Annotated in this window: 16 protein-coding genes and 1 pseudogene; 9 read left to right on the top strand and 8 right to left on the bottom strand. The window is 50.4% G+C overall.

Translation table 11 applies throughout. From position 1 onward, the window contains the following. Positions 1–9: 9 nt before the first annotated feature. A complete protein-coding gene (gene hrpA / locus A8F97_RS05740; protein WP_014700219.1) occupies positions 10–3,897 on the bottom strand; it encodes an ATP-dependent RNA helicase HrpA in 3,888 nt (1,295 codons plus the stop codon). Positions 3,898–4,203: 306 nt separating this feature from the next. Here hrpA and A8F97_RS05735 point away from each other — a divergent pair, with 306 nt between their 5' ends. Further along, on the top strand, positions 4,204–4,809 hold the full coding sequence (locus A8F97_RS05735; RefSeq protein WP_014700220.1) for an FMN-dependent NADH-azoreductase: 606 nt from the start codon (positions 4,204–4,206) through the stop codon (positions 4,807–4,809). 48 nt (positions 4,810–4,857) lie between these two features. Here A8F97_RS05735 and A8F97_RS05730 read toward each other — a convergent pair whose 3' ends face one another. Both A8F97_RS05730 and A8F97_RS05725 read right to left on the bottom strand, forming a co-directional pair. Beyond that, a complete protein-coding gene (locus A8F97_RS05730; protein WP_014700221.1) occupies positions 4,858–5,088 on the bottom strand; it encodes a YnbE family lipoprotein in 231 nt (76 codons plus the stop codon). Between the two features lie 15 nt (positions 5,089–5,103). Continuing rightward, the gene (locus A8F97_RS05725; protein WP_033071604.1) at positions 5,104–7,695 is read right to left on the bottom strand and encodes a YdbH family protein; all 2,592 of its coding nucleotides are present in this window, start codon (positions 7,693–7,695) and stop codon (positions 5,104–5,106) included. Positions 7,696–8,522: 827 nt separating this feature from the next. On the opposite strand from A8F97_RS05725, the gene A8F97_RS05720 reads away from it, so the two are divergent. Next, positions 8,523–10,076 carry a methyl-accepting chemotaxis protein gene (locus tag A8F97_RS05720; RefSeq protein ID WP_014700223.1) on the top strand — a complete coding sequence of 518 codons (1,554 nt, stop codon included), beginning with the start codon at positions 8,523–8,525 and terminating at the stop codon, positions 10,074–10,076. Positions 10,077–10,194: 118 nt separating this feature from the next. After that, positions 10,195–11,187 carry a 2-hydroxyacid dehydrogenase gene (locus tag A8F97_RS05715; protein WP_014700224.1) on the top strand — a complete coding sequence of 331 codons (993 nt, stop codon included), beginning with the start codon at positions 10,195–10,197 and terminating at the stop codon, positions 11,185–11,187. Between the two features lie 182 nt (positions 11,188–11,369). Here the strand turns inward: A8F97_RS05715 and A8F97_RS05710 are convergent, their stop codons facing one another. After that, entirely contained in the window at positions 11,370–11,660 is a 291-nt protein-coding gene (locus tag A8F97_RS05710; RefSeq protein ID WP_014700225.1) for a putative hemolysin, read from the bottom strand. Between the two features lie 1,201 nt (positions 11,661–12,861). Between A8F97_RS05710 and A8F97_RS05700 the strand changes: the two are divergent. The 3 genes and pseudogenes from A8F97_RS05700 to A8F97_RS05690 all read left to right on the top strand — a co-directional run. Next, positions 12,862–13,071, top strand: a pseudogene (locus A8F97_RS05700) (tyrosine-type recombinase/integrase); the annotation flags it as partial. Positions 13,072–13,119: 48 nt separating this feature from the next. Then, positions 13,120–14,055 (top strand): tRNA 2-thiocytidine(32) synthetase TtcA, encoded by a 936-nt coding sequence (ttcA, locus tag A8F97_RS05695; protein ID WP_015730631.1) that lies wholly within the window; start codon positions 13,120–13,122, stop codon positions 14,053–14,055. A 46-nt stretch (positions 14,056–14,101) separates the two neighbouring features. Beyond that, positions 14,102–14,389, top strand: coding sequence for a hypothetical protein (locus tag A8F97_RS05690; RefSeq protein WP_227001585.1), 288 nt, complete (start codon positions 14,102–14,104; stop codon positions 14,387–14,389). Positions 14,390–14,629: 240 nt separating this feature from the next. Here the strand turns inward: A8F97_RS05690 and zntB are convergent, their stop codons facing one another. Together zntB and A8F97_RS05680 are read right to left on the bottom strand one after the other, a co-directional pair. Next, positions 14,630–15,613: a zinc transporter ZntB gene (gene zntB / locus A8F97_RS05685; RefSeq protein ID WP_014700229.1), complete on the bottom strand. Its 984-nt coding sequence runs from the start codon at positions 15,611–15,613 to the stop codon at positions 14,630–14,632. A gap of 123 nt (positions 15,614–15,736) precedes the next feature. Beyond that, complete coding sequence (locus A8F97_RS05680; protein ID WP_033071605.1) at positions 15,737–17,353, bottom strand: peptide ABC transporter substrate-binding protein; 1,617 nt, start codon at positions 17,351–17,353, stop codon at positions 15,737–15,739. 165 nt (positions 17,354–17,518) lie between these two features. Between A8F97_RS05680 and mpaA the strand changes: the two genes are divergently transcribed. After that, positions 17,519–18,238: a murein tripeptide amidase MpaA gene (gene mpaA / locus A8F97_RS05675; protein WP_033071606.1), complete on the top strand. Its 720-nt coding sequence runs from the start codon at positions 17,519–17,521 to the stop codon at positions 18,236–18,238. A gap of 79 nt (positions 18,239–18,317) precedes the next feature. Continuing rightward, positions 18,318–18,821 (top strand): thiol peroxidase, encoded by a 504-nt coding sequence (gene tpx, locus A8F97_RS05670; protein WP_033071607.1) that lies wholly within the window; start codon positions 18,318–18,320, stop codon positions 18,819–18,821. 67 nt (positions 18,822–18,888) lie between these two features. Here tpx and tyrR read toward each other — a convergent pair whose 3' ends face one another. Then, a complete protein-coding gene (gene tyrR / locus A8F97_RS05665; protein ID WP_033071608.1) occupies positions 18,889–20,457 on the bottom strand; it encodes a transcriptional regulator TyrR in 1,569 nt (522 codons plus the stop codon). 428 nt (positions 20,458–20,885) lie between these two features. Here tyrR and A8F97_RS05660 point away from each other — a divergent pair, with 428 nt between their 5' ends. Next, a complete protein-coding gene (locus A8F97_RS05660) occupies positions 20,886–21,524 on the top strand; it encodes a DUF4145 domain-containing protein (protein WP_050512663.1) in 639 nt (212 codons plus the stop codon). Positions 21,525–21,586: 62 nt separating this feature from the next. Here A8F97_RS05660 and A8F97_RS05655 read toward each other — a convergent pair whose 3' ends face one another. Further along, the gene (locus A8F97_RS05655) at positions 21,587–21,892 is read right to left on the bottom strand and encodes a hypothetical protein (protein WP_033071609.1); all 306 of its coding nucleotides are present in this window, start codon (positions 21,890–21,892) and stop codon (positions 21,587–21,589) included. Positions 21,893–21,897: the final 5 nt, after the last annotated feature.

The following is a 21,897-nucleotide window of genomic DNA, read 5'->3' as shown; positions in this document are numbered from 1 at the left end:
CCTGAGAGATTACCCTTCAACCTGCTCCATCGCCTGCAATACGCGCTTATCCGAGATCGGGAACGGTGTCCCTAGCTGTTGAGCAAAGTAACTGACGCGCAGCTCTTCCAGCATCCAGCGTACTGCCTTCACGTCGTCATCGTCACGTCGTTCCGTAGGCAACTTATTCGACCACTGCTGCCATGCCTGTTGAACCTGTTCAACTTTCAGCATCTGCGCCCTGTCACGGTGGACATCCTGCGCCAGCTTCTCCAGACGGCGTTCTATCGCATGCAGATAACGCAGCACGTCCGGCAGACGTTGCCAACCGTTCTGGGTCACAAAACCACGGAACACCAGACCGCTCAACTGGCTTTTGATATCACTTAATGCCAGCGCCATTGCCATGTCTACACGCCCTTTCAGACGCTTGTTGATGGCGAACACCGCCGTCAAGATTTGCTCAACCTGTTTGGCGATATCCACCACCGTCTCGTTCAGCTCTGCACGTACTTTTTCATGCAACTGCTGGAATGCGTCTTCCTGCCAGACTGGGCCGCCGGATGATTCAATAAGTTTGTCTACCGCGCAGGCGATACAGTCATCGATGAGATCCAACACCTTACCATACGGGTTGAAATAGAGGCCGAGTTTCGCCTTGTTCGGCAGTTTTTCGTGTAGGTATTTGATCGGCGAAGGAATATTTAATAACAACAGACGGCGCAATCCGTGTCGCATGACCTGCTGCTGCTGGTGTGGTGTGTCAAACAGGCGGATCGCCACGCTGTCTTTTTCATCCACCAACGCAGGGTAGGCTTTGACCGAGTAGCCGCCTCGTTTCTGCTCATAACAATCCGGCAGCGAGCCGAAGCTCCAGACGTGCAGGCCACGCTGCTCCAGCCCGTCATCCACCACGGATGACAGCGTTTGTTGCACTTTATCCTTGAGCTGATCTTTCAGCGCGCTCAGCTCTTTACCTTCTCGCTGCGTCCGATTTTTCTCATCAATAACGCGGAACGTGATTTTCAGATGATCGGGAACCTGATCCCACTGCCACGCCTCACGCGGCACCGTGACGCCCGTCATCAGCCGAAGTTCACGCTCCAGCGCATCCAATAACCCTTTCTCCAAAGGCGTGGTACGCGCCAGAAAGGCCTCTGCATAGTTCGGCGCAGGAACAAAGTTACGGCGTAACGGCTTAGGCAACGATTTAATCAGCGCAATCGCCAGTTCGCGACGCACGCCGGGAATTTGCCACTCGAAGCCTTCTTCCCGAACCTGATTGAGAATAGGCAGCGGAATGTGTACCGTTACGCCATCCGCATCCGTGCCCGGCTCAAACTGATAGGACAAGCGTAATTTCAAGTTGTCCTGATGCCAGAAATTCGGGTAATCCAGCGCACTCACCTTTTCCGCACCGTCTTTAATCAACATGCTTTTTTCGAAATTAAGCAGGTCGGCGTTGTCGCGGCTGGCACCTTTCCACCATTTGTCAAAATGGCGTGACGACACAACGTCATGCGGCAAACGTCGATCGTAAAACGCAAACAGCGTTTCATCGTCCACCAAAATGTCGCGGCGGCGCGATTTATGCTCTAAATCCTCCACCTCCGCCAGCAACTTAAGGTTGGCGCGGAAAAAAGCGTGATGCGTTTGCCAATCGCCTTCCACCAGCGCATGGCGGATGAACATCTCTCGCGCCAGTGTCGGATCGATTGAGCTGTAGTTCACCTTACGCGCCGCAACAATCGGCAGCCCGAAGAGCGTCACCTTCTCCTGCGCCATCACCGTACCCTGCGCTTTCTCCCAGTGAGGATCGCTGTAGCTCCGTTTAATCAGATGCGGAGCCAGCGGTTCGATCCACTCGGGTTCAATGCGCGCGGCGATGCGCCCCCATAAGCGGCTGGTCTCCACCAGCTCAGCCACCATCGTCCATTTAGGCGGTTTTTTGAATAACCCGGAGCCTGGAAAAATAGCAAACCGGGCGTTACGCGCACCGCTGAATTCTTGTTTCTCAATGTCTTTCTGTCCGATATGCGACAACAAGCCAGTGAGCAGCGAGCAGTGAATACTCAGATAATCAGCCGGTTCGCTGTTGACCGGTAACCCCAACTCTTTCACCACCTGACGCAGTTGCGTGTAGATATCCTGCCATTCACGAACGCGCAAGTAGTTAAGAAAATCGGTACGACACTGACGGCGGAACTGGCTGGAAGACAGCGCTTTCTGCTGCTCACGCAGATAGTCCCACAGATTGACGAAGGCCAGAAAATCAGAGTCTTTATCGGCAAAGCGACGGTGTTTTTCATCTGACGCCTGCTTCTTATCCATCGGCCTTTCGCGCGGGTCCTGAATCGACAGCGCGGCAGTAATTACCATCACCTCACGCACACAGCCCATTTTACGCGCTTCCAGCACCATACGCGCCAAACGTGGGTCAATCGGTAATTGCGCCAACTGTTGCCCTTGTGGCGTTAGATGGTAATGCCCGTTCTCCGCCAGATGAATCGCCCCCAGTTCCTCCAGCAAGCGCACGCCGTCCTGAATGTTGCGCTTATCTGGCGCTTCAACAAACGGGAACGCGGCGATATCCCCTAACCCCAGCGACGTCATTTGCAGAATGACGGAAGCCAGATTGGTGCGAAGAATTTCAGGGTCGGTAAATTCAGGTCGAGAGAGAAAATCCTGCTCGGAATAGAGGCGAATACACACCCCAGCGGCAACACGGCCACAGCGCCCTTTACGCTGATTCGCCGACGCCTGCGAGACCGGTTCAATCGGTAGCCGTTGTACCTTGGTGCGGAAGCTATAGCGGCTGATACGCGCAGTACCTGGATCGATCACATAGCGAATGCCCGGCACGGTAAGTGACGTTTCCGCCACGTTGGTCGCCAGCACGATGCGGCGACCATGATGTGACTGAAAGACACGGTTTTGTTCCTGATTCGACAAACGTGCATACAGCGGTAAAATTTCGGTATGCGGCAAATCCAGGCGGGTCAACGCCTCTGCCGTATCGCGGATTTCACGTTCGCCGCTCATGAAGACCAGTATGTCACCCGGCCCTTCGCGTGTCAGTTCATCAACGGCATCAAAAATCGCCTGTAGCTGATCGCGCTCGCTGTCATCAGCGTCTTCCACCACGGGACGGTAACGCACATCCACCGGATACGTCCTGCCCGAGACTTCAATGATTGGCGCATGATTAAAATGGCGCGAGAAGCGCTGCGGATCGATGGTAGCCGATGTGATAATCACTTTTAAATCAGGGCGTTTTGGCAGTAGTTGGCGCAAATAGCCCATGATAAAATCGATATTCAGGCTGCGTTCATGCGCTTCATCGATGATCAGCGTGTCATATTGCATCAACAGGCGATCCTGCTGAATTTCCGCCAGTAGGATACCGTCGGTCATCAGTTTGACCAGCGTATTGTCACCGACCTGATCGTTAAAACGGACTTTATACCCGACGCTGCCACCCAGCGGCGTTTCCAACTCTGCGGCAATACGGTCGGCGACGGTTCTCGCAGCCAGACGGCGTGGCTGCGTGTGGCCAATCAGACCATGCACGCCACGCCCCAGTTCGAGACAGATTTTCGGCAACTGCGTGGTCTTACCCGAACCCGTTTCACCTGCGACAATAATCACCTGATGATGACGCAGCGCCTCCAGTATCTCGTCTTTTTTCTGACTAACGGGCAACTGCTCAGGGTAGTGAATTGTCGGGCAGCTTGCCCGCCGATTCTCGACTTTCTGGCGCGCCGCAACAATTTCCCCCTCAATTTCCTGAGCGATCGCGGCCTGAGCCTGCGGGCTGCTGACCTTCGCTGCGCCCTGCAAACGACGGCGCAAACGTTGCCGATCGCGAAGCATTAGCTCACTTAACTGCGTAGATAATGCACTGAGAGGTGATTTCACGTTGCTCTTCCTTAATCGTTTCTCTAATTCTTTTCTCTGCCGGGACGATACTCGCCGCCGAATCTGGCTCGATTGAGCCTAACCTGATTTTAAGGTACGGATTTTTAAGCCGTGGATAGTAGCACATTGTCATAGCTGGCTCTAATGGCACCACCTGGTCTTGTGTAAGGCAAGACTGTCTTATTCAAGAAAATCGAATAAAGACCTCGAATATTTGCACTTTTCACTTTCCAAAGCACCGCATAAGATGTGACACATCAAAGGGCGTTATGTTGTCGCCCACTTCAATCACTAAAGGAATTGGCAATGAGCAAAGTATTGGTTTTGAAATCAAGCATTCTGGCAGGTTATTCTCAGTCAAACCAACTGGCCGACCACTTCACCGCCCAGTGGCAATCTGCCCATCCAGCCGATAGCATCACCGTTCGCGACCTAGCCGCCCAACCGATTCCGGTTCTCGATGGTGAATTAGTCGGTGCGCTACGCCCGTCCGATGCAACGCTGACTCCGCGCCAGCAGGAAGCACTGAAACTGTCCGACGACTTAATCGCTGAATTGCAGGCACATGACGTGATCGTGATCGCTGCGCCAATGTATAACTTCAACATTCCTACCCAGTTGAAGAACTACTTCGACTTGGTAGCACGCGCGGGTGTGACATTCCGCTACACCGAGCAAGGCCCTGAAGGTCTGGTGAAAGGCAAACGCGCTATTGTATTAACCAGCCGTGGTGGTATCCATAAGGGTACACCAACCGATCTGCTGGAACCGTACCTGCGTGTGTTCCTGGGCTTCCTCGGTCTGACCGACCTGGAGTTCGTATTCGCAGAAGGCTACGGTTACGGCCCAGATGTGGCACAGAAAGCGACCGAAGACGCAAAAACACAACTGTCTCAGTTGGTCACTGCATAAAGAATCATCGTTACTACCCTTGCCATTATATTGCTTTAATTGGCTTAATTATTGCGCGCCCTCCGGCGCGCTTTTCTTTATTTCATCACCTGCAGCATTGTCCGAACGTTCCAGCAGTTGCGTCGCGTTTTTATCCGCTTTGATGTGAATCTCATGCTCAATCTTCACATTCATATTGATAGTGATCGGCTCTTTCGGGGCGGCGACTTCAATACGCGGCACACATCCCGTCAGGAAAGCCGCCGTGCAACACATCAGCATTATTTCGCTTTTATTCATTGTTTTGCCTTGAGTTTATTCATTCGCCTGCTGTTCCAGCGTATCCAGCAAGTTATCGCCAAAGCGCAGGCTGCGCCAGAGCTGGAAGATATTCTCCTGATGGCGATAGTTAAGAATGACCTGTCGTTTCGCGCTAAGCTGCGGGTTTTTCCCCTGCACCTGCGACGTTAATGTCAGATCACCCTGATTGTTCAGGTCAAGTGTGGCATAGGAACGTCCGATCTCCAGATAGCGCAGCCAGCCAATCGCCGCACCTCCCGCCAAGTTCTTACTCGCTAGCTCATCTGCCAACTGATTGTCCAGACGCAGCGTCAGGAAGCCATCGTTGGTAATACGCCCGCGTTCAATCAACATAGTCGGGTGGTTGAAATTCAGCGGTAGCGTGCCGCTCACGCGGCCGGACAGCGCAAACTGCTTTTGCTTCAGCACCGTCGTCAGTTCGCTGAGATCGACACGCTTAACGGTGAACAACGCGGGTTCCCGCTGCGGCCAGCGTAGCGTGGAGAGGCCGACATGCCCATTCAATACATCCATATCAGCCTGAGACATCACCAGCGGCCGTCGTTCACTGTACGGATAAAACCCCTGTAGATCGACACGGATATTGCTCATCCTAAACAGGTTATCCAGCACGTCAATTCGCAGCGTGACCGGTTGCCTGACACCCAATTGCCAGCGCTGATCTTTCAGGCGGTAAGGCAGGACGAAATTTACCCCGCTGACTTCACCATCCTGTAGCCACAGCCCACCATTTTTCACTACCCAGTGTCCGCCAGCGCTGAACCCTTCTTTACGCGCGGCGGAAAATGCCGCCTGAGCGTAAAACTGTCCGGCACGGATATTCATTTTCAGCAACGGGGAAAGCAGAGGTTGAAACACCTTAAGCGGCTGCGTTGGCCACCACGCACCACCGCGTAGCCGTTCCCCATCCCAACGCCCACGCAGCTTGACTGGCCCGATCTCTTCAGCCTGAAGCTGCCCTTGTAGCTGAAAATCATTCGGGCTGTGCCCCTGCATTGCCAACGTTAATAATGAAGGCGGCAAATAGCCGCCGTTGCTAAAGTGCGCTCGCTCGGAGGCTAGTTGCAGCGCACCTTGAAAATGTTCACCTGAACGGGCACGCTGCCAACGGATCGGTTCAGTAATCGTCAGGCGAGGCTGGAATACCGTTACCATGCCATAACCCAACTGGTCTAACCCACTCGACAGTTGGCTCACTTCTATCAGGGTATCCTGCCAGCGCCCTCGCCCAGCCACATCCCATTGCCCTTTCAGCGGTGGCAGGCGACCATTGCCCCAATATCGCCATTGCCACTGCCCTTGATCCGGCCAGAAATCCTGCGCCTGACCATCAAGGTGTAGATTAAAGTGCCCCCAGTATGCTTCCCGCGCCTTCACAATCGCCTGTAGCCGCCCATTCACGCCGGTCGCACTCACCCGAACGCCCGCTAGCGGCCAACGCGCTTCCTCCAGATAAATCTGCGGCGCGGGCGTCCCCCAGGCACGCAGCAGCGCGCCCGGTAAAAGAGAGAGTTCGGGGTTGAGAATGGAACCTTGCAAAACGCCTGGCAATGTCGCCGTCAGGGAGAGCGCCGGTAAGTTAGCCTGTCCGGTAAGCTGAAAGCGCAAGTCGCTGTTAAGCAGGCCAATATTACCCGGCCCGAGAACCAACACGGCGTTAGCCTTGCCGTTATGCCCTTGCGTCAGCATATTCAAACGCGCGTTAATCATGGTGGCATCCAGCCCTTGCCGCCAGTGCTGCAATGTCATTGCCACTTGCCCGGAGAGCGGCTGATCCGCATAAGGCCAGCGCCAGATGCCGTTAGTAACCTGAATGACGTCATCCGCCAGTTGCCACGGTAGCGATATCAGCGGCACCTCATCATGTGCGGCATTCAGCACCAATTCGCCTTGCTGATTATGCCAATTCAGCAGGAGGGAAAGTGGATCCGGCGTCTGCCCTGAATCAAGTTTCCCAGAGAGACGCCCCTGCACTGGCGTCGCACCCAACGTATCGGCTAATTCTATATCACCGCTGACTTGCAGACGCACGAACCCCGCGGGTGTCGCGAGCATGCTTTCATGTAGAGTCAGGCGCTTATCATTCAGTTCTGCCCTAAACGCCAACTGATCGCCCTGATAATCGAGCGTTTGTTGCTGTTTACCATCACTACTGAACCGCACCTGTCCGGCATAATCCTGCCAGGGTTGTAGCGTAAATTTCTTCACTTGAATAACGGCAGCAGGCAGCCGCGCTTGCCACTGCGCCAACTGCGCGGGAGACTCCGTGTCGCTGCTCGCTGGCACATATTGCAGACAGTCGCTGTTTAACGTCACGGCATCAACATCGGCATGCCATTGCCAGCGATGCCAACGCAACGTGACATTCTGCACATCAAGCAGCGCGCACTCTCCCGCCTGAATGCTGAAACCTTCGCTATGTAACCCGCGGTTCTGCCAACCCAACGTATCTTTTACAGCCAAAGACATGTTCGTCGGTAGCCAAATTTTGGCTAGGCCCGGCAGCCACTGCGGCATCGCCCGCCAGGAAACCAATAGCAAAATGACAAGCAGGAACGCCATTGGAAGTGCGTATTTTTTAATCATTAGCGAATATTAAGCATCCCGTTAACTATTTGTAAAAATCTGTTCGGTATCTATCTGTCGATCATATCAGTATTCGAACACAGCATATCAAGGGCTGTGTTGTGCGTAATAACACCCTTGTAACCAACCATCAACTCCCCTTGTCTGAAAAAACCAGACTGATACCAGCCACTACATCAGAAAGCCACATGGCCTACGCAAACAAAGACTTTATTGATGTCAGCGGCTATAGCATGGATGAATTAATGGTACAGACAACTTCTGTCTTCAGCCTTTCCCGATAATCTCATTTTCACGGGCGCTCACCTCTGGGCATCCAACGTCTTTATCTCCATCATTTTTCCACGATTTAACCTGCGTTGCCCACAGTGCAAATTCGCAGAGTCATAATATACTTAACAAATGAATGCTTTTTGGTCATCGGCATGAACGTTGCTGCGGGTCTAGCCAGATAACTAGTTTCATTAAGAAAAAATAACACTAGAAATCAGTAATAATATATAAGTATTCGCGCTAATTATTTCGTGAACATTGCCGTTAATTAAAGTAATGCCGATCGTTTAAGCACCGAGATACGCGGATTTAAGTGAACAGCATGAGTTAATTCAAGTTCATTAAACGCTTTACTGCTAACCAATGGATCTAAAAACATCACGTTTATACCCTAAATAATTCTAGTTTCAGGACAACACGTTAACGTTTTGAACCACGCAAAGCGTTGGCCCTTTAGGGCAAGGCTCACGCCAGTGGACCGAGTAGCGCGGCCAACGTTCATGTAGCTTGAAATATAACGGGGTTATGCTTGCTTATACTAAAAGGATCAATAAATGCGTAAGAATTTTCCTGTCAGCGATATTCAGTATTTATTAGATGAAAAAGCCAAGCTAATGTCGGTGACGACCACCGATAGCCATATCACTTATGCAAATGACGATTTTATTGATGCCAGTGGTTACGACTTTGAGGAAATTCTCCATCAGCCTCACAATATCGTGCGCCACCCGGACATGCCCCCACAGGCGTTTACCGACATGTGGGCAACGCTGAAGGCAGGAAAAATTTGGACGGCAGTCGTCAAGAACCGCCGTAAAAGTGGCGATTACTATTGGGTGAAAGCCAGTACGACGCCGCTAATGAAGGAAGGGAAAATAACCGGATATATGTCGGTACGAACGCGAGTTTTACCGGAGGAGGTTCGGCAGGCAGAGGCACTTTACCGCCAAATGAACGAGGATAAATTAAAAAATCGTCGGCTCTATCAGGGATTATTGATTTATAAAGGGCCGTTAAAACTGCTTAGCTTATTTAACGTCATTCCCGTGCGTTGGCGGATACGAAGCTACGTTTTCCTTTTCATGCTATTCACACTTCTTTTCTTATTCGCTACCTCTCCTCTCACCACTCCGCTACTCGTTTTTGTCTTGGTGCTACTCGCTGGCGCGACAATAACCAGCGAATTATTAGTTCGACACGTGGCAAAACCCCTGGAAAAAATTCTACGGCAAGCCATTAACTCCGCATCCGGGCAGGCAGATAATTCATTTCAACTTAATCGGGTGGACGAAGTCGGCATGCTATTACGCGCAGTCAATCAGTCTGGTATGAATTTCCGCACGTTTGTCGATGATGTCAACGGTAAACTGGCCGAACTACGTCACGCCTGTGGCGAGATTGCTTCGGGGAATTACACGCTAAGCCAGCGTTGCGAAGATACCTCACAAAGTTTGCAATCCACCGCCTCCTCAGTGGAACAGTTGACGGCGACGATTAAAAGCAATGCTTCGGCTACACAGCTAGCGACACGCTGTGCCAACGATGCTAATCAGGCCGTGGATGCGGGTGAGAAAGCGGTCAGTCAGGTAACGGATACCATGGCAACCATGACCCGTTCCAGCAAAGAGATCACCGATATCATCAGCGTGCTGGATAATCTGGCGTTCCAAACGAATATCCTGGCGCTCAATGCAGCAGTAGAAGCCGCGCATGCGGGAGAACAAGGCAAGAGTTTCGCCGTGGTTGCGGGGGAAGTGCGTATTCTGGCGCAGCGGAGTGCCGCCGCCGCCAAGGACATCGCAGAGATTATCGATACCACCATTACCAACATTCACACCAGCGATAAATTGGTCAATAACACCAGTCAGTCAATGCAGAACATACTGACGCAGGTGCAGCAGGTCACGCAGCTCGTGAATCAAATCAGCCTGGCAACACAAGAGCAATCACAAGGGCTGGGGCAAATTAACTCAGCGGTGAATAATATTGATGAATTGACCCGCCAGAACACCATTTTGGCTACGCATTCCAGTTCTGCCATCAGCAGCCTGGAACAACAGATCGCTACCATGTCTGAAGCCGTATCGGTCTTCAGCATTCCTCGCTAACCCTGCTCTTACGCCGTTACCCCTCTTATTTGCAAACCGTTACTGTCAGTAAGGTAACGGTTTGTCGCCGCCCGATTTTCTGATAGCTTAATCTGAGGATTTTTCGGAGAAACTATCAATGAAATTGGCAATTTACAGCACTAAGCAGTATGACCGTAAATATCTGGAACTGGTCAATCAACAGTTTGGCTATGAACTGGAGTTTTTTGATTTCATGCTGACATCGCGCACCGCGAAAACAGCCGCGGGCTGTCAGGCCGTTTGCATCTTCGTGAACGATGACGGCGGCCGTGAAGTGTTGACCGAACTGGCAGAGTTAGGCATTAAAACGCTGGCGTTACGCTGTGCGGGTTTTAACAATGTCGATCTGGACGCGGCGAAGGAGCTGGGCATCAACGTGGTACGCGTTCCTGCGTATTCTCCTGAAGCGGTAGCCGAACACGCTGTGGGCCTGATGTTGACGCTTAACCGCCGTATTCACCGCGCCTATCAGCGTACCCGCGACGCGAACTTCTCTCTGGAAGGGTTGATTGGGTTCAATATGCATAACCGGACGGCGGGTATTATCGGCACAGGAAAAATTGGCGTAGCCACCATGCGTATCCTGAAAGGCTTTGGCATGCGTCTGCTGGCCTTCGATCCCTACCCGAACCCACAGGCACTGGAGTTAGGAGCGGAGTATGTCGATCTAAAAACGCTGTATGCCAACGCGGACGTCATCTCCCTACACTGCCCGCTGACACCGGAAAATCACCATTTGCTCAATCAGGCAGCCTTTGCACAAATGAAAAATGGCGTCATGATCGTCAATACCAGCCGTGGTGGATTGATCGATTCGCAGGCCGCTATCGATGCGTTGAAGCAGCAAAAAATTGGCGCACTGGGGATGGACGTTTATGAAAACGAGCGCGATCTCTTCTTTGCCGATAAATCTAACGATGTGATCCAGGACGATATTTTCCGCCGCCTATCGGCATGCCACAACGTACTGTTTACCGGGCATCAGGCTTTCCTGACCGAAGAAGCGCTGATCAGCATTTCTCAAACCACGCTACAGAACCTGAAAGACATCAGCCAGAACGCCACTTGCGCCAATCTGGTTGCATCTTGACCTTGTATACCCTAAATAATTCGAGTTTCAGGTCAGGATAAAAACGACAACACGTTTTTAAACAGCGCTTGCGCTGACCCCGAAGGAGTGAGGCACACATAAGTGGTGCCGGGTAGCTCAGCCGACGCTCATGCAACTTGAAGTATGACGGGTATATCGCGGCAGTGCAGACTGCCGCACACTCACCCTGCCGGACAACTGCCATTCATCAGTGATTGTTCGCTACAGCGCTTACCGTTGGCTAACTGACAGGCTCCCACGCTCGCCCCGTCAAGCTGCCTGGAAACAGCCATCGTCCCACCAATCAGCGTACAGTTAACGTCAATCGGAGAACTACTTTTCAGTAGCACTGCTACATTTTCATCATCATTTTGCGTGGCTTTTTGTTGGGTAGCCGCAGTGTTTTCACTATGATTGCTGCATCCCACCAGCAGCAACGCAGCAGCAGTACATAACCATGGCAATAATTTCATGTTTTGGCCTCGAATCGGGTGGGCTGTCGCTTTCGACACGACGCTTTGCGCCAGAACCCAGAGAATGGCTTTTCAGACAAAGACTATATCCACCACGCCTCCCATCGGCAACCTCGAACGTGAAGTAAAAGGTATGTTCCCCCCTCTCCCCGAGCCAGAGAGAACGACAAAAACTATCTCTCGTAAGTCGAAACAATGTACCGAATGCCATGTTTTATTCACGCTAAACGCACTTATCTTTAAGATAAGTAATAGCATAGATAGCTTGTCGTTTTTTTATTAAAAATAAGCATTTAATCTTTATTTTAAAGATAACAATTAGGTGCGGAGTTGTTTTTAATTATTAAGATTGCTATTGTTTTTTATTTAAACACCAAGTTTCAGTTATTGTTTTCCCCATTTACATAATATTTTTATATAAATAAAGTAATCAATTTTCATTGATAAATAAAATCGAATCGAATAGTATCATTCCAATTTTCCAGGAAAGACTATTGGAGCATCACGGCAATAATATTAACATTTAAATTAAATAAGGTGACATGATGTCAAATTAACTTCTTGGTGGATGGACTACTTTTCGAAACTTGGATGATGCAGATGAAGCGCTTTTTAAAGCAACCGTACATCTGCTGGGCGTAACTTATTCCCCTTTATTTGTCGCAACGCAGGTGGTGTCAGGCACTAACTACTCTTTTCTGACCAAAGGCACGGTAACATCATCCAGATGCACCATTAAAAATGGTTAAAACCCACATTTATAAACCACTAAGCGGTGATGCACACATCACTAAAATTGAAGAAGTTTTGCCGCAATAAATGATTCAATAAATAATAACACTACGGCTAGCTTATTTAGCTCGCCAGTCGTAGTGTTTTTTTATAATGCAGTTCTGCTTTATAGAATTACTCCTATTTTCCTGATTTCCCAGACCCTCCTCCTGTTTTCCCTGAGTTCCCTCCTGACGATGAAGGTGCATTACCCCTATTACCACCAGACGGATTTCCGGTTGTGCTAGGCCAGTTTCCTCCCTGTTGAGGATGGCTTGACGACGTTCCTTTTGATGTGTTTTGACTCACGATATATTCCTCTATTGATGGAACACTCTTTTCAAGATAGCGATAAATTACGTTTTTGCAAAAAATGGCGTCATTCTTCGGGAACAAAACAGAACAGATGAACTGTTTTCCTGTTACCACAGTAAAACGATCTGGCATTCGTCGCCGTAATCCGTACCATACGCGCCATACTTATGCTTGCTGGTTACTCTCGGCAGGTGCAAACCCTTCGTTTATTGCGAACCAAATGGGACATGAGAACGCGCAAATGGTGTATGAAATCTACGGGAAATGGATTGAAGACATGAATGAAGATCAGGTTGGCATGCTGAATCGGAAACTCGCGCTGTGAATCGTTTTGCCCCTTTGGTGCCCCTTGAGGGTGTAGGAATAGAATAAAATGCAAGAAAATCAACAAACTAACCAGAAACAACAATACAACCTCAACAAGTTGCAAAAACGTCTCCGCCGTAACGTCGGCGAAGCGATCGCTGATTTTAATATGATTGAAGAAGGCGACCGCATCATGGTGTGCCTGTCCGGCGGGAAAGATAGCTTCACCATGCTGGAGATCCTACGTAATCTGCAGCAGAGCGCCCCTATTAGCTTTTCCCTCGTCGCGGTAAATCTGGATCAGAAGCAGCCAGGGTTCCCGGAGCATGTGCTGCCGCAATACCTTGATAGCATCGGCGTGGAGTACAAGATCGTCGAAGAAAATACTTACGGGATTGTGAAAGATAAGATCCCGGAAGGTAAAACCACATGCTCGCTGTGTTCGCGCCTGCGCCGTGGGATTTTGTATCGTACCGCGACGGAGCTCGGTGCGACAAAAATCGCTCTTGGCCACCACCGCGACGATATTTTGCAAACGCTGTTTCTGAATATGTTCTACGGTGGAAAGTTGAAAGGCATGCCACCGAAGCTAATGAGTGACGACGGTAAACATATCGTCATCCGCCCGCTTGCCTACTGCCGTGAAAAAGATATCGAACGCTTTGCCGAAGCGCGCCAATACCCGATTATTCCGTGTAATCTATGCGGATCGCAGCCAAATCTGCAACGTCAGGTGATTAAAGATATGCTGCGCGATTGGGACAAACGCCACCCCGGTCGTATTGAGACCATGTTCAGCGCCATGCAGAACGTTGTTCCTTCGCATCTTGCCGATCATACGCTGTTTGATTTCAAAAATATTCGTCACGGTAGCGAAGTGGTGGATGGTGGCGATTTGGCTTTTGACCGTGAAGAACTGCCGTTACAGCCTGCTGGCTGGCAGCCGGAAGAAGATGACGACGCGCCATTGCTCACCCGCCTTGACGTGTTGGAAATAAAGTAGGCACAGGGCATTCAATGCCCTGTTTTATGTTTAATGCTAAGGTGCGATGATGGAACAAAAAAATACAACCGTTGAACGGTTAGAAAAGGAATTACAGGGGAAAATAAGAGCTAAAAAATGGGTATTTTTCGGTGGTTTTGCCACCGCTATATCCGCTTTTTTGGAGCTTTATTCTAATCCTTATGACGATAGTACCTATCCATATGCTCAACTACTTTTGGCGGTGGTTTGCTTCGGATATGGCGTGTCTTTGCTTTATAACAAAAAAAAGCTGGAAACAGCATTAGCTGCCTTGCGTTCTGAAGCCAAAGGGCCGGACGAGACACTAAAATAACAAAAAAAAAGCCGACAAAATTGTCGGCATGGTGTGAATCAATTGTGCTATGCAGTAATTCAAAAAAGGAAGTAAGACAATATGGAGCGCAACGCCCATCGCTTGACGTTGCATTCACCTGCGGGAATGATAGTGCCGCACAACAAGATAAAAAATGTTGATATTGCTCAATTTACGCGTGGTTTTTTAGCCCTTCACGCCAGTTTGTGACGATCTACGCCCCCCACTCACCATGAGTCGTTATAGCCATTTACTGCGCTTTAACCACCATGCAACGCCGCCAACCAATATCACCAACATCAGGCAGAAAGTGAAAAAACCAAACGGTGCATCACCGCCGGGAATCCCCCCTAAATTGACGCCAAATAACCCGGTTAAAAATGTCGTCGGCAGAAAAACCATCGCCAAAAGCGACATCGTATAGGTACGGCGGTTCATCGCCTCGGTCATCAAGGCGGTGATTTCATCCGAGAGCACCGTGGTACGGGCAATACTGGCATCCAGATCCTCTAGCCCGCGCCCTAATCGATCGGCAATTTCCTGCATTCTGCGGCGGTCATCATCCTGCATCCAAGGCAGTTTCTCGCCGGAAATACGGGAGAAAACATCACGCTGCGGCGTCATATAGCGACGCAGCACGATAAGCTGTTTGCGAATCAGCGCCAGTTCACCGCGCGGTGGAATCTTTTGTTCCAGTAAATCGTCTTCCAGATCGATGATTTTCTCATGCAAATCATCAATGAACTCGCTGGTATGATCGGTCAGTGCTTCCGCGATAGAAACCAGCCAGCTTCCGCTGTCCGTCGGGCCATTGCCTTCCCTCAAATCGGTAAGAATCTCTTCAATCGCCAGTATCTTACGGCGTCGGGTAGAGATAATCAGCTTGTCGGTAATAAACACTCGGACGGCCACTAGTTGGTCCGGGCGCGCATTGGCATTCAAGTTAATGCTGCGCAGTGTGATCAGCGTGCCTTCACCCAAACGCGTGACTCTGGGCCGGACACTTTCCCCCGCCAACGCATTGCGCACGCTATCCGGCACCAGTGTCGTTTTATTCAGCCAGCGCACACTCGCAGGCAATGCAGAATCAAGGTGCAGCCAACAGGGTTTCTCGCTGTTAACGACGTCCTGTTCGCCTATCGGGGTAATCCCGCCCTTTCCATCCAACTGATACGCATGAACCGCACCGCTGTGTTGCAACTCTTTTCCTGCAAAGGATTCCACTTCTTGCCTCCGACAGTTTTGGTTCTCAGTTCTTTTGCTACCAGCTCTACGATTTGCTAACCGGCATGACCATCATGGCCATGCCAGCTTTATTGGCACATATTCGATGTGCCAATACAGGATCTAATGCTTTTCAATGTAAAGCATGTGGCTATATGCCACGTCTTCAGGGTTAGTTATGGGGTAACCCTTCACCCACGGCTTGATCAGGCGTCCGTTGGTATATTGATAGATCGGCGCAATCGGTGCTTCATCCATCAATATTTGCTCTGCCCGGTTGTAATCCGCATTCAGTGCCTGCGGATTAGTCTGGTTGCCTGCCTCATCCAGCACGCGATCGTAATTCGCATTTTTAAAGCGTGCGATATTACCGCTATGGTGTGATGCCATCAGCGAGAGGAATGTCGAAGGCTCGTTGTAGTCACCGATCCAGGACGCACGCACGACGTCAAAATTACCGCTATTACGGCTGTCGATGTAAGTTTGCCACTCCTGGTTAGACAAACGTACATCCACTCCCAGCGTTTTCTTCCACATAGAGGCCACGGCAATCGCGATCTTCTGGTGGCTTTCCGAGGTGTTGTACAGCAGCGACAATTTCAGCGGATTGTTTGGGCCATAGCCCGCAGCCGTCATCAGCGCTTTGGCCTGCGCATTCAGCTCATCCTGAGAATACTGCAGCAGCAGGCTTTCCGTAGGTTTGAAACCGGCGGTCACATCCGGCGTGAAGTGCCAGGCTGGCTTTTCTCCCGTGCCCAATACTTTTTCCGCAATCACTTTACGATCGATAGCATAAGACAGTGCTTTTCGCACCCGAGCATCATTAGTGGGCGGACGTTGTGTGTTAAACGCGTAATAATAGGTGCCAAGCTGATCCGGCGTATAAACCTGACCGGGTAAATCTTTCAGCAGCTTCTGGTACAGATTTTTAGGAAACGACTCAGTGATATCGATATCGCCGGACAGATAGCGTTTTGTTGCACTCGATTCCTGATTGATCGGAACAAAAGTGACCTTTGTCAGGCGCGTATTGGCGTTATCCCAATAATATTGATTCTGCGTGAGCACCAGCTTCTCATTAACGACGCGGTGATCCAGCTTAAACGCACCATTTCCGACCAGATTTCCCGGCTTCGTCCAGTCATTTCCGAATTTTTCTACTGTAGCCTGATGCACGGGAAACAGGCTGAAATTCGCCGTCAGGCTGACAAAATAAGGCACTGGCTTGCTGAGCTGAATTTTCAGCGTATGGTCATTAACGGCTGTCACCCCAAGCTGATCGGCGGGCATGTTGCCAGCAAGAATCTGCTCAGCGTTCTGAATCCCCGCAAGACGGGCAAACCAGGCGAATGACGAGCTGTTTGCAGGCGTAACCAGACGACGCCAACTATAGACAAAATCTTTTGCCGTAACGGGTTCACCGTTAGACCAGCGAGCATTATCACGCAGGGTAAAGATAAACGTGCGGTTATCGGTCGTCTGCCAACGCAGGGCTACGCCCGGAACAATGTTCCCCTTGGCGTCCTGATTGACCAGCCCTTCAAACAGATCGCGCGCCACCTGAGCTTCCATCAACCCCACCGCTTTTATCGGATCGAGAGAAGCGGGTTCATCCTTAATGTGGCGAACGATTTCCTGTTTCTCAGCCAGAACCGTTCCCGCCGGAACCTGCGCCGCGACAGCATTGCCCGCTATGGCCGCCATCAACGCGGCATAAAATGCAGAATATCCATAGTGCATGATGATTTGACCTGAAAGCGTAATGAAATGATTGAAGAATATAATAGTCAGAAATCATCGCTATCATCCAGCGCTACGCCTGCAATTTGTCAATCTGCATCACCGTTTGCGTCTCTGTGGCGATTTTTTTATGATGAAACGCATAGGTAACTACAGGGCGATAACATGGAAAACACAATCATTCCTCTTCAGACTCGCCGGCAACGCGGTAATTTACCGTCGCTGGGTGAACCTTATGGGAAATCGCTGCTGGGCGCACCGCTACTCTACTTTCCAGCCGAATTAGCACCTTCCGAGAGCGGATTAATTATTGCCGGAACGCACGGTGATGAAACTGCCGCAGTCGTTGCGCTCTCCTGCGCGCTTCGTACCCTATTTTCAGGCCAACGGCGCCATCACGTTGTGCTTGCAGTCAATCCAGACGGCTGTCAGTTGGGTCTGCGTGCCAACGCTAACGGCGTCGATCTCAATCGCAATTTCCCAACCAGCAATTGGCAACCGGGGAGCACGGTTTATCGCTGGAATAGCGCCGCAGATGAACGTGATGTCGAATTATCCACGGGGGAAACCGCGGGCTCCGAGCCGGAAACGAAAGCCCTTTGCACGCTGATTGAGAAACTTAATCCGCGCTGGGTTGTCTCTTTTCATGAACCACTCGCCTGTATTGAAGATCCACACCGTTCCGAACTGGGCCAATGGTTAGCGCAGCAGTGTGAGCTGCCGTTAGTATCGAGTATCGGTTACGACACGCCAGGATCTTTCGGAAGCTGGTGCGCCGATCGTTCGCTCCATTGCATTACCGCTGAGCTTCCGCCAATCTCGGCGGATGCGGCCAGTGAATGCTATCTTAACGCGATGGTCGCGTTGCTAAGCCAGCAATTTTAATCGTAATTTTTATACCAATGTTGCTAATGTTGCCCTAAACTGAGCAGCGTGTTAATCACCTGTAATTAAGGACGCAAACATGTCACAGAACGTACATTTTCAAGGCAATCCTGTGCCAGTAGCAGGGGCATTTCCTGCTAAAGGAAGCAAAGCGCCAGCATTTACTCTGGTCGCTAAAGACCTGTCAGATGCTTCACTCAGCAACTATGCTGGCAAACGCAAAATCCTGAACATTTTTCCAAGCATCGATACCGGTGTTTGTGCCGCGTCCGTGCGTAAATTCAACCAGTTGGGTTCTGAGCTGGATAACACCGTTGTTCTGTGCATCTCTTCCGATCTGCCATTCGCGCAGTCTCGCTTTTGCGGCGCGGAAGGTCTGAACAACGTGGTTGTCCTGTCTACCCTGCGTGGCGGTGAATTCAAAGAAAGCTATGGCGTTGCTATCGCAGATGGCGCACTGAAAGGTCTGACCGCTCGCGCTGTCGTGGTGCTGGATGAAAACGACAACGTACTGCATAGTGAACTGGTAAACGAAATCACCACTGAACCAGACTATGACGCGGCACTGGCTGCTCTGAAATAAGTCACACTGTCAGTTATTCGTACTGAACATCGTGAAAAAACGGCTGCTTGCGCAGCCGTTTTGTTACTTACTCCTCGTCATCCCCCGCCGACTTGCGTTGGCTGAGCCCATATTCCCGCAGTTTATTCGCTATTGCTGTGTGCGATACCCCTAGCCGTTTTGCCAGTTTGCGAGTGCTTGGATAGGATTGATAAAGGCGGGTCAGCACGGAACGCTCGAAACGCTTGTTGATGTCGTCCAGAGAGCCATCAAGCAGGGTTTCATCTTGCGGCACATCAATCGAAAACGCCGGAAGATCAATATCCTGCATATGCAACTCATTACCTTCCAGCCGTGTTAGCGCCCGATAAATGGTATTTCTCAACTGTCGAACGTTACCCGGCCAGCCGTACTGTGGCAGGAAGTGTTCTACATCTGCCGCTAATTTAGGGCGAGAAATACCCTGCTCATCAGCAAAACGCGCCACAAAGAGTTCAGCCAGCGGCATAATGTCCGCCGGACGCTCGCGCAGCGGCGGTAACATTAGCGTGAGCACATTCAGGCGATAATAAAGATCCTCGCGGAATTCGCCGCGCTGCACTAGCTCCAGCAAATTTTTCTTTGTCGCGCAAATCACCCGCACGTCCACATGGACTTCGTGATCTTCACCCACGCGGCGGAATGTTCCGTCATTCAGGAAACGCAGCAGTTTAGTCTGCATCTGTGCCGACATCTCACCGACTTCATCCAGTAGAACCGAACCGCCGTTAGCCTGCTCGAAGAACCCTTTCTTGCCTTCCTGCGCATTGAGATACGCACCGGGAGCATGGCCGAACAGCTCGCTTTCCATCACGTCATCGGGCAGTGCCGCACAGTTCAGCGCCAGGAAAGGGTTCTTGCCGCGCGGCCCGCGCAGGTGGCAGGCACGCGCCAGCATATCTTTCCCCGTCCCCGTGTCGCCGACGATCAACAACGGCGCATCCAGCATCGCTAGCTTGCGCGCCTGTTCTACCACCTGACGCATTTTGGGGCTAATGGCGACGATGTGATCGAATTCATTTTCATCGTTCACCGCGAGGTTCTGCAACTGTCGGCCCATGCGCACGGCCGATTTCAGCATGACCAGTGCCCCTGCCGTTGCGGTTTTACCGGCATCATCTTCCAGACGGACTGGCGTCATTTCCAGTAGGAAATCCTGACCACGAATCACCACGCGCTCCGCCACGACGGAGCCGCTCTTCTCCAGCCAACTGGAAAAATTGAAACCGGGGATCATAGTGGCAATCGTCAGCTCGTTGATGGTCTCTGCCGATTGTTCAAACAGCGCCAGAGCGGCTGGGTTAAACAGCTCGGGTTTCCCTTTCATATCCAGCGAAAACACCGGCTCAGGCATGGATTCTAATAGCGCATTCAGCGCCCGATGCTCACGTTCAGACGGCATAAATGCGACGGTGCGCACATCGCTAACGCTGTCAAGGCGACGGATCTCCGTCATCAGAAGGCGGAAATCATCAAAGTCGAGGGTCGCGAAATTGAGGTAAATACGACCAATAGAGGCAATTTCGATGCCGCGCAAATCAATATTGCGCGACGCAAGCAAATCTAACAATTCACGGACCATACCAATGCGGTCTTCACAAATCACTTCCAGATGCATCAACGGCTACCTTCTTCAAGAGACACGACATGGCTATTGCGACTGATAATACCCTTTCGTTTGCACCGGATGAAGTAAGGTGGCAGCAAAAGTTGACACATCTGTACGTTTTTTCCACGTCAATAACGAGACGGGGCTAATTCAGTATAACGTCGTAGCAGCATTTTCTTTATCAAATCAATTTTCATCTACCCGCTAACACTTTAGTGTGCCAACTATCAGGATTACTCTCAGAAATCGCTGACGTTGTAATAGCACGACTATGCCCTGTACCCTATCGTTCAAAATGGAGCTATGAGTATACAGTCTCATGATATTTACTGGCGATTGTTGATAATTGAGTCAGGGTTTAGGTGTGCGTGCTATTGTGCCTTTTTCAAGGTAACTCTATGATAAATTAAAAATCACTTGTTACAAGTAGGTGCTAAATGAAGTATTTCCCCCCAGAATATTTGCCCGGTCACAATTCGAGAGAGAATCGTTTTCATTGCCCCCATTGCCAGACCTTCGCATTGCAGCGTTGGTATAATCCTGTCAAAGACTGGATAAGAGAAGGTGTCAAAGCATGCAGAATATCGACTTGCGACTGTTGTTCAAAAGATAGTATCTGGATGGACGGAAAGCTCATTTATCCTCAGGTTAAACTATCTCCTCCACCAAATCCTGATTTACCAGAAAGTTGTAGAGCTGATTATGAAGAGGCACGTTCAATCGTTACTCTCTCCCCTAAAGGTTCAGGCGCTCTGTTACGTCTTTGCGTGCAGAAATTGATGATGCATTTAGGACAGAAGGGAAAAAATATAAATGACGACATTTCAAATCTCGTTAAAGATGGTTTACCAGTGGCTATTCAACAGGCTCTAGATTTATGTCGCGTAGTTGGAAATAATGCTGTTCATCCGGGTGAAATAGTGCTTGACGAAGAACCAGAGATAGTCAATTCGATGTTTGAACTGATAAATTTCATAGTTGATAATCGTATCACTCAACCAAAACGTATTAGCGATATGTATGCAAACTTACCATCAGGTGCGAGAGCCGCTATAGATAAGAGAGACACGAAATAATGCAGGAAGTCTTTGGCATGCAAATTTGGTTGCCATAAGTATTATCAATGAAGCAATAAGGGTTATGACAAACCTTTTGGCGTGCCTAGTTCGGCATAGACCAGCGGTTTATCGCTATTCATCAGTTTCTGCGTGGTAAAACCGCGCTTCTGAAAAGCCTTTTCCAGCCAATCGGCATTATGCTGGATGTCAGCAGGCACGGCGGCATCATTGGGCAACGTCAGTAATTCGAGATACTCAGGGAAGCTGTTTTGCGCATAACGTTCAGCATCGGCAGGTGCCAACACTAACTGGGCGCTGGCAGGTAAACAGAGAATGGCTACTGACAGCGACAGCGCCGCCAGCGTCAATTTTTTACCGGAAATCATAAAAA

It is taken from the genome of Pectobacterium parmentieri (assembly GCF_001742145.1).
GTDB classification, from domain to species: Bacteria; Pseudomonadota; Gammaproteobacteria; order Enterobacterales; family Enterobacteriaceae; genus Pectobacterium; species Pectobacterium parmentieri.
Note: the sequence above shows the minus strand (reverse complement) of the source record. Positions and strands in the feature narration are given on the sequence as shown.

Bases quoted from the DNA above. Each gene is read 5' to 3' on its own strand.
- A8F97_RS05730 (WP_014700221.1), bottom strand. From the start codon at position 5,088: ATGAATAAAAGCGAAATAATGCTGATGTGTTGCACGGCGGCTTTCCTG.
- A8F97_RS05715 (WP_014700224.1), top strand. From the start codon at position 10,195: ATGAAATTGGCAATTTACAGCACTAAGCAGTATGACCGTAAATATCTG.
- A8F97_RS05725 (WP_033071604.1), bottom strand. From the start codon at position 7,695: ATGATTAAAAAATACGCACTTCCAATGGCGTTCCTGCTTGTCATTTTG.
- A8F97_RS05710 (WP_014700225.1), bottom strand. From the start codon at position 11,660: ATGAAATTATTGCCATGGTTATGTACTGCTGCTGCGTTGCTGCTGGTG.
- A8F97_RS05655 (WP_033071609.1), bottom strand. From the start codon at position 21,892: ATGATTTCCGGTAAAAAATTGACGCTGGCGGCGCTGTCGCTGTCAGTA.
- tyrR (WP_033071608.1), bottom strand. From the start codon at position 20,457: ATGCATCTGGAAGTGATTTGTGAAGACCGCATTGGTATGGTCCGTGAA.
- ttcA (WP_015730631.1), top strand. From the start codon at position 13,120: ATGCAAGAAAATCAACAAACTAACCAGAAACAACAATACAACCTCAAC.
- A8F97_RS05680 (WP_033071605.1), bottom strand. From the start codon at position 17,353: ATGCACTATGGATATTCTGCATTTTATGCCGCGTTGATGGCGGCCATA.
- A8F97_RS05720 (WP_014700223.1), top strand. From the start codon at position 8,523: ATGCGTAAGAATTTTCCTGTCAGCGATATTCAGTATTTATTAGATGAA.
- A8F97_RS05660 (WP_050512663.1), top strand. From the start codon at position 20,886: ATGAAGTATTTCCCCCCAGAATATTTGCCCGGTCACAATTCGAGAGAG.
- A8F97_RS05735 (WP_014700220.1), top strand. From the start codon at position 4,204: ATGAGCAAAGTATTGGTTTTGAAATCAAGCATTCTGGCAGGTTATTCT.
- mpaA (WP_033071606.1), top strand. From the start codon at position 17,519: ATGGAAAACACAATCATTCCTCTTCAGACTCGCCGGCAACGCGGTAAT.
- tpx (WP_033071607.1), top strand. From the start codon at position 18,318: ATGTCACAGAACGTACATTTTCAAGGCAATCCTGTGCCAGTAGCAGGG.
- A8F97_RS05690 (WP_227001585.1), top strand. From the start codon at position 14,102: ATGATGGAACAAAAAAATACAACCGTTGAACGGTTAGAAAAGGAATTA.